The organism is Streptococcus sp. CP1998 (assembly GCF_041026655.1).
Lineage (GTDB): Bacteria > Bacillota > Bacilli > Lactobacillales > Streptococcaceae > Streptococcus > Streptococcus dentalis.
The window spans coordinates 877599-890050 of sequence record NZ_CP163380.1; the positions used below are offsets into that span (position 1 = coordinate 877599).

General features: G+C 42.5%; 11 protein-coding genes and 1 pseudogene. 9 read left to right on the top strand and 3 right to left on the bottom strand.

Annotated elements, in window-relative coordinates; all coding sequences use genetic code 11:
* Positions 1-13 precede the first annotated feature (13 nt).
* From pstB to AB4X21_RS04570, 3 genes and pseudogenes are all read left to right on the top strand, one after another.
* Entirely contained in the window at positions 14-772 is a 759-nt protein-coding gene (gene pstB, locus AB4X21_RS04560) for a phosphate ABC transporter ATP-binding protein PstB (RefSeq protein WP_003003393.1), read from the top strand.
* Positions 773-784: 12 nt separating this feature from the next.
* Positions 785-1438 carry a phosphate signaling complex protein PhoU gene (phoU, locus tag AB4X21_RS04565; protein WP_227038097.1) on the top strand — a complete coding sequence of 218 codons (654 nt, stop codon included), beginning with the start codon at positions 785-787 and terminating at the stop codon, positions 1436-1438.
* 129 nt (positions 1439-1567) lie between these two features.
* Positions 1568-4110, top strand: a pseudogene (locus AB4X21_RS04570) (M1 family metallopeptidase).
* Between the two features lie 56 nt (positions 4111-4166).
* Here AB4X21_RS04570 and AB4X21_RS04575 read toward each other — a convergent pair.
* Positions 4167-4700 carry a biotin transporter BioY gene (locus AB4X21_RS04575; protein WP_129824198.1) on the bottom strand — a complete coding sequence of 178 codons (534 nt, stop codon included), beginning with the start codon at positions 4698-4700 and terminating at the stop codon, positions 4167-4169.
* 206 nt (positions 4701-4906) lie between these two features.
* Between AB4X21_RS04575 and AB4X21_RS04580 the strand changes: the two genes are divergently transcribed.
* From AB4X21_RS04580 to AB4X21_RS04600, 5 genes are all read left to right on the top strand, one after another.
* Positions 4907-5446, top strand: coding sequence for a hypothetical protein (locus tag AB4X21_RS04580; RefSeq protein ID WP_369088268.1), 540 nt, complete (start codon positions 4907-4909; stop codon positions 5444-5446).
* A gap of 135 nt (positions 5447-5581) precedes the next feature.
* Positions 5582-6262: a response regulator transcription factor gene (locus AB4X21_RS04585; RefSeq protein ID WP_037607818.1), complete on the top strand. Its 681-nt coding sequence runs from the start codon at positions 5582-5584 to the stop codon at positions 6260-6262.
* Complete coding sequence (locus tag AB4X21_RS04590; RefSeq protein WP_369088269.1) at positions 6246-7607, top strand: sensor histidine kinase; 1362 nt, start codon at positions 6246-6248, stop codon at positions 7605-7607. The genes AB4X21_RS04585 and AB4X21_RS04590 overlap by 17 nt, the downstream gene beginning before the upstream one ends.
* Positions 7608-7636: 29 nt before the next feature.
* Positions 7637-8017 carry a VOC family protein gene (locus AB4X21_RS04595; protein ID WP_003003384.1) on the top strand — a complete coding sequence of 127 codons (381 nt, stop codon included), beginning with the start codon at positions 7637-7639 and terminating at the stop codon, positions 8015-8017.
* Between the two features lie 109 nt (positions 8018-8126).
* Positions 8127-9509: a polysaccharide deacetylase family protein gene (locus tag AB4X21_RS04600; RefSeq protein ID WP_369088270.1), complete on the top strand. Its 1383-nt coding sequence runs from the start codon at positions 8127-8129 to the stop codon at positions 9507-9509.
* Positions 9510-9551: 42 nt separating this feature from the next.
* Here the strand turns inward: AB4X21_RS04600 and AB4X21_RS04605 are convergent, their stop codons facing one another.
* Entirely contained in the window at positions 9552-10637 is a 1086-nt protein-coding gene (locus AB4X21_RS04605; RefSeq protein ID WP_369088271.1) for a DEAD/DEAH box helicase, read from the bottom strand.
* Positions 10634-11614 (bottom strand): Gfo/Idh/MocA family protein, encoded by a 981-nt coding sequence (locus tag AB4X21_RS04610; RefSeq protein WP_369088272.1) that lies wholly within the window; start codon positions 11612-11614, stop codon positions 10634-10636. Before AB4X21_RS04610 ends, AB4X21_RS04605 begins: the two co-directional genes overlap by 4 nt.
* A 127-nt stretch (positions 11615-11741) precedes the next feature.
* On the opposite strand from AB4X21_RS04610, the gene AB4X21_RS04615 reads away from it, so the two are divergent.
* Positions 11742-12452: a glycosyltransferase family 2 protein gene (locus AB4X21_RS04615; RefSeq protein ID WP_049472007.1), complete on the top strand. Its 711-nt coding sequence runs from the start codon at positions 11742-11744 to the stop codon at positions 12450-12452.

The following is a 12452-nucleotide window of genomic DNA, read 5'->3' on the forward strand; positions in this document are numbered from 1 at the left end:
AAAGGAAAATAGAATGACAGAACCAATTTTGCAAGTCAAGGACTTGTCGGTTTATTACAATAAAAAGAAGGCTTTAAATAGCGTCTCCTTGGATTTTGCTCCAAAGGAGATCACAGCCTTGATTGGTCCTTCAGGATCAGGGAAATCTACCCTTTTAAAAGCCATTAACCGCATGGGCGACCTCAACCATGAGGTCACCACCACAGGAACCATCCTCTATAATGGACATAATATCTACGGACCACGGACCGATACGGTCGAATTGCGTAAGGAGATCGGAATGGTCTTCCAACAGCCCAATCCTTTCCCAATGTCCATTTATGATAATGTGACCTATGGCTTGATGATTAATGGTGTCAAGGACAAGGCTGTCTTGGATGAAGCAGTTGAAACCTCTTTGAAACGCGCTTCCATCTGGGATGAAGTCAAGGATCGCCTGCATGATTCAGCTATCGGACTTTCAGGTGGTCAGCAGCAGCGGGTTTGTGTGGCGAGGGTTCTTGCGACCAGTCCAAAGATTATTCTTTTGGATGAGCCAACTTCAGCGCTAGACCCGATTTCAGCTGGGAAGATTGAAGAAACCTTGTATGGATTAAAAGACCGCTACACTATGCTCTTGGTGACACGCTCCATGCAACAAGCAAGTCGGATTTCCGATAAAACAGCCTTTTTCTTGGATGGGGATTTGATTGAGTACAATGATACCAATGAAATGTTCTTGAACCCAGCTAAGAAAGAAACAGAAGACTATGTCTCTGGTAAATTTGGATAGGAAGAAAATAAAATGTTACGAGTTCAATTTGAAGAAGATTTAGAGAAGTTGCATAACCAGTTTTATGCAATGGGAAATGAAGTGTTGAGTCAGATCAACCGTACGGTTCGTGCTTTCGTGACCCATGACCGTGAATTGGCCCGTCAGGTCATCGAAGATGATGCGGAGATCAACGAATACGAAGTGAAGCTAGAGCGTAAGTCTTTTGAGATTATCGCCCTTCAACAGCCCGTTTCACAAGACCTTCGTGTCGTGATGACCGTCTTAAAAGCAGTCTCTGACTTGGAGCGGATGGGGGACCACGCAGTATCGATTGCCAAGGCAACGATTCGCATGAAAGGGGAAGTCCGTATCCAGTCTGTTGAGGAAGAGATCAGCAAGATGGGCCGTGAAGTCAAAGATTTTGTCGAAGCGACACTAGATGTTTACCTCAAAGGCGATGTGGATTTGGCCTATGAAGTTGCTACACGGGATGAAGTCATCAACCATTACTTCGATAGCATTCAAGAATTAGCAACAGAAGAAATTCGGAAAAATCCAGAGTCCATCGTGACGGGACGTGATTATTTCCAAGTGATCAACTTCTTGGAACGCATCGGAGATTATGCAAAAAATATCTGTGAATGGGTAGTTTACTTTGAAACAGGTAAAATTATCGAAATGTAAGATCATGGAGTCTTTTCGATCTCAGACAGGCATTGTCATGCTTGTCTTTTCTTTTATCCCAACTTTGTGATAAAATAGTTCTATTAGGGCTTTTGATTGGAAAAGCGTGAACATTTAAAGGAGGAAATTATGCAAGCAGTTGCACATTTTGTAGAAACATTCGTTCCAGAACATTACGAAGTGTTTTTGGATTTAAGTCGTAAAACTAAGACCTTTAGCGGTCGTGTGGTGATCACAGGTCAAGCTAAGACGGACAAGATCTCGCTTCACCAAAAGGATTTGACCATTGAAACAGTAGAAGTAGCCGGTCAAGCCCGTCCATTTACGGTTGATGATGCCAATGAAGCAGTCTATGTTGAATTGGAAGGAACAGGTCAAGTGACAGTTACTCTGACCTATTCTGGTAAGATCACAGACAATATGACAGGGATTTACCCATCTTACTACAGTATTGATGGTGTGAAGAAGGAAGTCCTCTCAACTCAGTTTGAGAGCCATTTTGCGCGTGAAGCCTTTCCAAGTGTGGACGAGCCTGAAGCCAAAGCAACGTTTGATCTTTCTTTGAAATTTGACCAAGAAGATGGCGAAATCGCCCTCTCAAATATGCCTGAAATCGATGTGGAAAACCGCAAAGAAACAGGAATTTGGAAATTTGCTACGACTCCACGGATGTCTTCTTACCTCCTTGCTTTTGCTGCCGGAGATCTTCAAGGGATCACGGCCAAAACAAAAAATGGCACTCTCGTAGGCATCTATTCAACCAAGGCCCATCCGTTGAAAAACTTAGAATTTTCTCTTGATGTAGCGGTACGTGTCATCGAATTTTATGAAGACTATTATGGCGTGAAGTATCCAATTCCTCAATCCCTCCATGTAGCGCTTCCTGACTTCTCAGCTGGAGCCATGGAAAACTGGGGCTTGGTGACTTACCGTGAAGTCTATCTCCTTGTAGATGAAAACTCAACTGCAGTTAGCCGTCAACAAGTTGCTCTTGTAGTCGCTCACGAATTGGCTCACCAATGGTTTGGTAACCTAGTAACCATGAAGTGGTGGGATGACCTCTGGTTGAACGAAAGTTTTGCCAACATGATGGAATATGTATCTGTCAATGCCATCGAACCAAGCTGGAATATCTTTGAAGACTTCCAAACAACAGGTGTTCCATTGGCCTTGAAACGCGATGCAACCGATGGGGTTCAATCTGTCCATGTAGAAGTCAAACACCCTGATGAAATCAATACTCTTTTTGACCCAGCCATCGTCTATGCGAAGGGAAGCCGTCTCATGCATATGCTTCGCCGCTGGTTAGGGGATGATGCTTTCCGTAAAGGACTCAAAGCTTACTTTGAAAAACACCAATATGGCAATACCATTGGTCGTGACCTTTGGAATGCCCTAGGTGATGCTTCTGGTCGTGATGTAGCAGCCTTCATGGATTCTTGGTTGGAACAACCTGGTTATCCAGTCCTTACAGCAGTGGTAGAAAATGATACCTTGAAGATCAGCCAAAAACAATTCTTCATCGGAGAACATGAAGACCAAGGCCGTCAATGGGTTGTGCCATTGAACAGCAACTGGTCTGGTATTCCAGATACACTTGAAACAGAAACGCTTGAAATCCCAGGTTATCGCCCTTCTTTGCTGAAAATAGTGAACCGCTTCGTTTCAATACGGAAAATACAGCCCACTATATTACCGATTATCAAGGAGAGCTCTTGGATGCGATTGTAGACAACATGGCTTCATTGGATAACTTGAGCAAACAACAAATCCTTCAAGAACGCCGTCTCTTGGCAGAAAGTGGTGTCATCTCTTATGCAAGTCTCTTGCCAGTCATCGAGAAATTGACCCAAGAAACGTCTTATTTGGTTGTATCTGCAGTTTCATCAATCCTTCAAGGGCTCAGCCTCTTTGTGGATGAAGGGACGGAAGTAGAAGCAGCCTATAAGAAGTTGCTCGTAACCTTCAACCAATTCAACTTTGAACGCCTTGGTTTTGAACCAAAAGCCGGAGAAGCGGATGAAGATGAAATGGTTCGTCAATTGGTTATTTCAAATATGATCAAGGGAGACGATGCCAAAGCAAGCGCCAAAGCAAGTGAAATCTATGCAGCCCATGCTGATGATATCAGCAAGCTTCCAGCCGCTATTCGTTTGCAAATCTTGATTAACCAAATCAAACACCATGAAAGCAAAGAATTGACTGATTTGTACTTGAACACTTATGCTCAAGCGACAGATGGCAACTTCAAGCGTCAATTGTCTACAGCTTTGGCTTATACAACCGATGCAGACACAGTTGAAAAGATTTTGACAGAGTGGAAGAACAAGGATGTTGTGAAACCACAAGACTTGGCAATGAGTTGGTATTTCACCTTCTTACACCATGAGTTCACCCAAGAATCTGCCTGGACTTGGGCGCGTGAAAATTGGGAATGGGTCAAAGCAGCTCTTGGCGGAGACATGAGCTTTGACAAGTTTGTCATCTACCCAGCCAATACCTTCAAAACAGCAGAGCGCTTAGCAGAATTCAAAGCCTTCTTTGAACCACAATTGTTTGATATGGCTATCAGCCGAAACATCAGCATGGGAATCAAGGAAATTGCAGCGCGTGTGGATTTGATTCAACGGGAAAAAGCGACAGTAGAAGTCGCTATCCTTGCGACAAAATAGATTTAAAAAAATCGATACAGAAATTTCTGTATCGATTTTTTAGCGACCTTTATATCTTATTTGAAATACCAGTGGTGTTTGAGGCTGGCGAAAATCGCCTTGCTGGTGATCGTAATGATGATCAATTTGATGAGGTCAGCAAGGATAAAGGGAGCAACGACCAAAGCAAATGCTTTTTGGAGATCAGTATGCGTAACCAGCATAAAGCCGATAGCTCCTGATACAAAGAGGAGAGCACTACTGAGGAGATTGGCAAAAAAGATAGTGAAAATACTGGATTTAGCATTGGTAAATAGAGATGTGATCCATGCTCGGAATGGGAAGAAGAGGAGGAAACCAGCGGTAGGGCCAAGGAAATGCGAAGCGCCACCAGCACCGCCTGCAAATACTGGAAAGCCTAAGAAGCCTAAAAGCAGGTAGAGGCAGACTGTGACAAAGGCATGGCTGGGTTTATAGATGGTCCCGATGATCCCGATCATGAGTGTCTGTAGGGTCAAAGGAATTGGACCAAATGGAATGGTGAATTGAGATAGGACGGAGATCATGGCCACTCCAATGGAGATGAGTACTAAGGGAAAGATTTTCTTCACAACAGTTAACCTCTTATTTATTTTATGGTAACTATTCTACAATAAGATGCTCAACCTGTCAATAGCCCACACTTGTTTTAGGATTTTTTAAGTAAAAATTTAGGCAGGCTTAAGACTCCTGAAGTATAATCGCTTTACTAAAGGATCGAGCTCCCTTTAAATTTTTAAAAGACAAGTACTTGTACAAAAAGATAAAAGGTAAAAAGATGAATCAAAAAGAAACAAAACAAGTAGTCGAAACGCAAGAATCCAAAGAAAAAATGGTTGTCCTAAAACGAAGTCCTAAGTGGTGGATTGGCATGGCAGCAGTTGGTGGATTGTTGGTAGGTGCTGGAAGCGGCTTTGGTGTCGGTGTCATCGCCTCTCAATCTTCCAATAACCAACAATTTTCTCAACCGGTCCAAACGGGTCAGAACCAAGGATCCAATCAGCAACGAAATAGTCAAAATGGTCATGCTTCACAAGGAAACCAGCAAAATGGTGGCCCACAGGATGGCGGCCCTCAAGGCGGTGGTCCACAAGGTGGTGGCCAAGGACAAGGTGGCCCCCAAGGTGGCGGACCTGGTCAGATGCCACAAGAAGGCAATGGTGGCCCACAAGGAAATGGTCCAGATAATGGCATGAACCAATCTGGCGGACAAGAAGGGAACCAGGGTTCCTCTAAAAAGTCCAATAAGAAGAATTCAAAAAATAAAAACAAGACGAGTGACAGTCAAAGTAACAAAGAAAACACGACAAATTCATAGGATTAGCCTTCCTCAGGCAGGCTGAATTTGATCATCAAACCAGGTTCTAAACTATAGGAAATGAAGGCAAGTCGTGTTATAATGGTTAAGAATAGATTAGAAAGACTCGCTCACGAAAGAGAAGAGGATACGACAATGATTAAAATTCTATTGGTCGAAGATGACCTTGGTTTATCAAATTCAGTATTTGATTTTTTAGATGATTTTGCGGACGTCATGCAGGTCTTTGACGGAGAAGAAGGTCTTTACGAAGCTGAAAGCGGGATCTATGATTTGATTTTGCTGGACCTGATGCTTCCTGAAAAAGACGGTTTCCATGTCTTGAAAGAATTGCGTGAAAAAGGCGTGACAACCCCTGTTCTGATCATGACAGCCAAAGAAAGTCTGGATGACAAGGGACACGGCTTTGAGCTGGGAGCAGACGATTACCTCACCAAGCCTTTCTACCTAGAAGAGCTCAAGATGCGGATTCAAGCCCTCTTGAAACGCTCAGGAAAGGTCAATGAAAACACCCTTAATTATGGCAATTTGAAGGTCAACTTATCTACCAATTCAACTTATGTGGATGGGAAAGAAGTGGAACTTCTCGGGAAGGAATTTGATCTCTTGGTCTACTTTCTTCAAAACCAAAATGTCATCCTTCCAAAAACACAGATTTTCGATCGTCTCTGGGGTTTTGACAGTGATACAACCATCTCTGTTGTTGAGGTCTATGTTTCAAAAATCCGTAAGAAATTAAAAGGTACCGATTTCGTTGAGAGCTTGCAAACATTGCGCAGTGTGGGGTATATCTTAAAAGATGCTAACCAGAATTAAGAAAACCGTTGGGGAAGATGATTTTTCCTACTTCATCCGATATTTTGGGCTCTTTACTTTGATATTCTCAGCCATGACCCTGATTATCATCCAGGTCATGCGCTCGAGTCTCTATACAACTGTAGATGAAAACCTCAAGACTCTCAGTCAGGATCCCTACTCGCTTGTAGCGATTGCTTATCGAGACCAGCGACAATCGAATAATAAAGTAGAAAATAACGATCATGAGATGATGATCCCAGAACATGATAAATCAGAACCTAAAGGGGATGTCACATCGAATACCACTGTTGTTTTGCTCAATAAAAAATATGAAAACTTGACAACCGGTAATGGTTTTTTAAACTTCAAAACCGTGACGTTTGGTCGAAAGCTCCTCAACAAGGTTTCCCAGCTTCAAATTACAAATAGCTATGGGAAAAAAGAAAGTTACCGGGCCTATATGGCAGAGTTGAGTTTATCTGATGATGAAAGTGATAGTGATATCAAGTATGCGGTTGTCATGACCAATATCAGTCAGCTAGAGCAGACCAGTGAAGAGCACGAAAGCCAAATCGCCCTTGTCATGATCTGCTTCTGGGGAATCTCGTTATTTGCTAGTCTCTTCTTAGCACGTCTCAGCGTCAAGCCCCTTCTTGAGATTATGCAAAAGCAAAAGGCTTTCGTGGAAAATGCTTCCCATGAGTTGCGGACGCCTTTAGCAGTTCTGCAAAATCGCCTCGAAACGCTTTTTAGAAAGCCTGAAGCGACCATTATGGAATCGAGTGAGAATATTGCATCCAGCTTGGATGAAGTTCGAAATATGAAGCTCTTGACCACCAACCTTCTTAATATTGCCCGAAGAGATGACGGCTTGAAGCCGGAGATGGAAGATATCGAACCAAGCTTTTTCGATCAGACCTTCTCGAATTTTGAGATCATTGCGGAAGAAAATGATAAAATCTTCCGAGGAGACAATCAGGTGGACAAAGTCATTTGTTCTGATAGAACGCTCCTCAAGCAGTTGATGACCATTCTCTATGACAATGCCTTGAAATATACCGATGAAGATGGCGAGATCCAATTCGAAGTTCAATTGAAGGATAAAAATCTTCTTTTGAGAGTACTGGATAATGGTCCAGGGATTCGAGATGAGGATAAGAAACGGATTTTTGATCGTTTTTACCGGGTCGACAAGGCCAGAACCCGTCAGAAAGGTGGTTTTGGTTTGGGGTTATCCCTCGCTAAGCAGATTGTAGAAGCTTTCAAAGGGACCATTCAAGTCAAAGATAATAAACCAAAAGGGACCATCTTTGAAGTGAAATTATCCATTAAGACGGAAAGTCGTAAAAAAAATCGTTCATAATCTTTAAAAAATAGAAAAGAGGAAAACCTATGAGTTCAAAAATGTTGCACACTTGCCTTCGTGTAGAAAACTTAGAAAAATCAATTGCTTTTTACCAAGATGCTTTTGGTTTTGAAGAAAAACGTCGGAAAGATTTTCCAGACTACAAGTTCACGATTGTTTATTTGGCCTTGCCTGGAGATGACTATGAGTTGGAATTGACTTACAATTATGATCATGGTCCATATGTCATCGGAGATGGCTATGCTCACGTTGCCTTGAGTACTCCTGATCTAGAAGGTTTGAATGCGGAACACAAGGCTAAAGGCTATGAAGTGACGGAACCAAAAGGTCTTCCAGGAACGAAACCGAATTATTATTTCGTTGTAGATCCGGATGGATATAAAGTAGAAGTCATTCGCGAAAAATAAGAGGGACTAAAAACAAGGGCCGCTGTCGGCGACGACAGTCGCCCTCTTTTTATGAAACCATTTACAAAAAAGGAATGTTTTTTCGAGAGAAATTTGCTATAATAAAGTTATGAGATTCAAACACACGAAAACTATTTTATTAATCATTACAAATCTCCTTTTACTGAGTCTTTTGTATATTAGCTATCAAAAGATTCAAAGGGTTCGTGAACAAAAAGCCTATCAGGATCAGGTTGCTAAGGTCACCCAACTCGAGAAAAGCTCTGAAAAAGGGAAAGATGTTCAAGTTCAGGAAGGGATTTTAGGAACTTCTTATGTGACGGCTTATTATCCTACTAAAGATGGACAGCCTGTTGAGATTGTGAAAGAGAAGATCCAAGAAGACCTTCAGCGTCTAGGATCCAATGAGAAAACCAAAGAGCCAAAGCATTTGACCTTCTACCATAGTGAAGAAGCAGAAGCGCCTTTTGTCGGCTATCACCCTATCCAAATCAAGCGGGCGGAGTATCAGTACAAAAAAGGGAAATTCATAAAAGATGAGACGGTGAAGTTGCCCCTCTTTTACTTGGATGATGACAGTAACCCTCTGACCCTCAGCCAAGTTTTTGCGGATCCAGACGGAGCTAAGCAGATCTTTTTGGAGGAATTGCGAGGGAATCTAGACTTTCGTCAGCTGGATGAGGAGAGCATTGATCAAATGGTTGCCCACTTCTCAGAGTTGGATTTGAGCCAATGGGAATTCCAATATGAAAAAGGAAATTTCACCATTCCATTTCCAACCAAGGTTAAGGGAGATGATACCTTCACTGTTCCCTTGTCTAAATTCTATGACGTGATTGATACAGATCGCTTGCTTCCTGATGATCTCGAAACTTACCAATCCTATATAGAAGAACGCCACCGTAAGATGATTGCCCTGACCTTTGATGATGGACCAGATCCCAAGACGACACCTCAGGCGCTTTCTATCTTAAAGAAATACAATGCCAAAGCTACCTTCTTTATGGTCGGAAAAAATGTCAGTGCGAATCCGGATATTGCTAAGCAAGTCCGCAAAGAAGGTCATCAAATTGGGAACCATACCTGGGATCACCCTCAATTACCAAAATTGAGCTTGGATAATGCCAAAAAAGAGATCTTGGATACCCAAGAAGCTATTCAAAAAGCGACAGGTGTGCAGACCAAGATTACCCGCCCTCCGTATGGAGCTATCAATAACGCTATCCAATACGGTGTCGACCAATCCTTCATCATGTGGGATGTGGATAGCCTAGATTGGAAGACACACAATACGACGGCCATTCTCAATGAAGTGAAAAAAGAAGTCAAACCGGGTTCGATTATCCTCATGCATGATATCCATCAAACCACGATTGACGCTCTACCGACCGTCCTTGACTACCTCAAATCACAAGGCTATACCTTCGTAACGGTGGATGAATTGTTGTATTACCAACTTGAAAGTCATCGCATTTATTACAATGGAAATTAACGTAAAAATCCTCTGCAGTTCATTCACTAGCAGAGGATTTTCTTATTCATTTAAAAAGAGTTCGGAATTTTTTAAAACCAGTTCACGTACAGAAGCGTATTTTTTTAAGGATTTGAGTTCTTCTGGGTGGGTGATAAAGGTGATTACATAGCCCTCACGCCCCATTCGTCCTGTTCGACCGGCACGGTGGGTATAGGTCTCCACATCACGAGGAATATCGTAGTTAATCACACACTCAAGATATTCAATATCGATGCCACGAGCGACTAAATCGGTGGCAAGTAAGAGGGTCAGCTGATGGTCTTTGAAGCGTTCCAGAATGACCTTGCGGTATTTGACATTGACATCGCTTGCGAGCGATACGGCCTCAACACCACGGTATTGTAGTTTTTCTTCAGCACTACCCAGATCAGACAAGCTATTGAAAAAAGCCAGACCACGAAAATCTTCGACGTAGGCGAGTTTGCGGAGCAATTCGACCTTGTCCCGCTTATCCACTTGCATATAAAAATGTTGGATATTGTCCAAAGAAACTCCATCAACCGTAACACGAAGAGTATTTTCCTCTAGCTGGTCTGGATCGACCTTGGCTGTGGCGCTCATGTAGATATATTGGTGGTCACGGGGAGCATAGTGGCTGATCTTGTCGACGAAGTGGTACTGATAATCGCTCAGTAATTGGTCGAATTCATCTAAAATGATGGTTTCCACATTCATCATTTTGATCTTTTTCAGCTTGATCAGTTCAAAGATCCGACCAGGCGTCCCAACCAGGATTTCGGGTCCTTTTTTGAGGCGTTCGATTTGCCGTTTTTGACTAGATCCTGAAAGGAAGAGTTGTGTCTGGAGACCGAGAGGCTCTGCCCATTGTTTGGTGACATCAAAAATTTGTCCTGCTAACTCTGTATTAGGAGCCAAAATCAAGAGTTGTTGGGCCTTCTTCGGTTTGAGTTTGAGCAAGCACGGAAAGAGGTAGGCGAGTGTCTTACCCGTTCCAGTAGGACTGATCCCAAGGACATTTTCTCCTTCATAGATAGGGGAGAAGATCTGTTCCTGAATTTCAGTGAATGTATCAAATCCGAGTGTTTCTAACTGGTCTTTCCAGCTTTGTGGAAATTGTTCTTTCATTCTTTTTCATCCTTAAATTGTATTCCAGCGCTTTGACGCATCTGGTAGAGAGTTTCATGGACCTGCTCAGCTGTTTGTAACCATTCGAGATAAGCGTCTGGCTTTTGATGAGCGATGGCAAGGGCAAAGGCTTCCGCCTCTTCTTGCATTTGGTGTGGGCAGGGCTGGATCGGAAGGTCGATGACCTCACCAGAATGACTGACGAAGCGGGCCTGGTTGATGGCTGCTACAGCATTGAGAGTCAGCGTTCCATTCTTGGTGTAGATTTCAGCAGGTAGATGGCTGGTGATATTTTTCCCTGCCTGAATAGCAACCTGAAAATCTGGATAAATCAAGACACCTTGACCATAGAGATCAACCGAATTGGGTAATTGCTGAGCGGTGTAGTGGCTGGAGATCGGTTCTCCAAAGAAGCCAATCGCCAAGTAGAGGCAGTAGACTCCCAGATCCATCAAGGCTCCACCTGCATAGACATCTGAGAAAATATTGGGTATCTCACCTGCAAAAAGGGCCGGCAATTTAGAAGAATATTTGGCAAAGGTGAAGTTGGCGCCCAGTATTTCCTGGTTAGAGAGGAAGTTTTTAACTACTTGAAAGGCTGCTTCTTGGTAATTTCTGGTAGCTTCAAAGAGATAGACCTGGTGCTCATTAGCGAGCTTGACCAGTTCCTTCCATTCAGAAGGCATGGTCACCGCCGGTTTTTCAATGATGACATGCTTCTTGGCCAGAATAGCAAGCTTGGCCTGAGCGAAGTGAAGAGAATTAGGGCTGGCAATGTAGACCACATCCAGATCACTGTCTAAGAAGTCGATGACATCCGTGTAGCAAGAGATCGCCCCATAAGGCTCACAAAACTCTTGAGCTGTCTTCATCTTTCTCGAATACACAGCCTGCAAGTGATAGTGGCCTGTCTGATGAGCAGCTGTAATAAATTCATGTGAAATCCAACTCGTACCAATAATTCCCAGCTTTAACATAAGGTGTCCTTCCGTAATCGATTCACTCTATTATACCATGAAAAGGGGGAGGGGACAGTGTAAAGTAGAAAATATGCACTGATTATTGTATAATGAAGTGATATGCTTAGAAGGGAAAACAATAGGATTGAGAAATTCGGAATTACTGATCATTATTCCTGCTTATAATGAGAGTGGAAATATTGAAAAAACAATCAAGATGATTGAAGAACATACACCTGAATTTGATTATGTCATTATCAATGATTGTTCTACAGATCATACACTTGAAATTTGTCGCAATAACAACTTTAATGTTATCGATTTACCGATTAATTTAGGAATTGGTGGTGCTGTCCAGACTGGTTATCAATATGCAGTTAAAAATGGCTACCAATATGCTGTTCAAGTGGATGGAGACGGTCAGCATAATCCTGAATTTATCAGAAAGATGCTTCAAGTCCTTCAAGAGAAGAATGTGAACATGGTGATTGGCTCTCGTTTCATTGAAAATCAAGGTTTCCAATCCTCCTTCGCGCGACGGATTGGAATTTCATTTTTTGAAAAATTAATTAAGATTTTAACCGGTCAAAAGGTAACAGATCCAACCTCAGGATTACGGGTGGCTGATCGAAAAGTGATTGAAGAATTTGCTAAACAATATCCAAGTGATTATCCAGAACCAGAGACGATTGTGTCTCTCTTAACCTCAGGCTATTCCGTTGCAGAAGTACCTGTATTAATGAACGAGCGAGAACACGGAGAATCATCGATTACATTCAGTAAGTCTGTATACTATATGATCAAAGTGACAATGGCAATGCTATTGGCTAGAATCGGTGGAGGATATAAGAAATAA

What these genes read in the sequence shown, in the direction of transcription:
- AB4X21_RS04610 (WP_369088272.1), bottom strand. Translation starts at nt 11,614, where the DNA reads ATGTTAAAGCTGGGAATTATTGGTACGAGTTGGATTTCACATGAATTT.
- pstB (WP_003003393.1), top strand. Translation starts at nt 14, where the DNA reads ATGACAGAACCAATTTTGCAAGTCAAGGACTTGTCGGTTTATTACAAT.
- AB4X21_RS04585 (WP_037607818.1), top strand. Translation starts at nt 5,582, where the DNA reads ATGATTAAAATTCTATTGGTCGAAGATGACCTTGGTTTATCAAATTCA.
- AB4X21_RS04600 (WP_369088270.1), top strand. Translation starts at nt 8,127, where the DNA reads ATGAGATTCAAACACACGAAAACTATTTTATTAATCATTACAAATCTC.
- AB4X21_RS04580 (WP_369088268.1), top strand. Translation starts at nt 4,907, where the DNA reads ATGAATCAAAAAGAAACAAAACAAGTAGTCGAAACGCAAGAATCCAAA.
- phoU (WP_227038097.1), top strand. Translation starts at nt 785, where the DNA reads ATGTTACGAGTTCAATTTGAAGAAGATTTAGAGAAGTTGCATAACCAG.
- AB4X21_RS04590 (WP_369088269.1), top strand. Translation starts at nt 6,246, where the DNA reads ATGCTAACCAGAATTAAGAAAACCGTTGGGGAAGATGATTTTTCCTAC.
- AB4X21_RS04605 (WP_369088271.1), bottom strand. Translation starts at nt 10,637, where the DNA reads ATGAAAGAACAATTTCCACAAAGCTGGAAAGACCAGTTAGAAACACTC.
- AB4X21_RS04595 (WP_003003384.1), top strand. Translation starts at nt 7,637, where the DNA reads ATGAGTTCAAAAATGTTGCACACTTGCCTTCGTGTAGAAAACTTAGAA.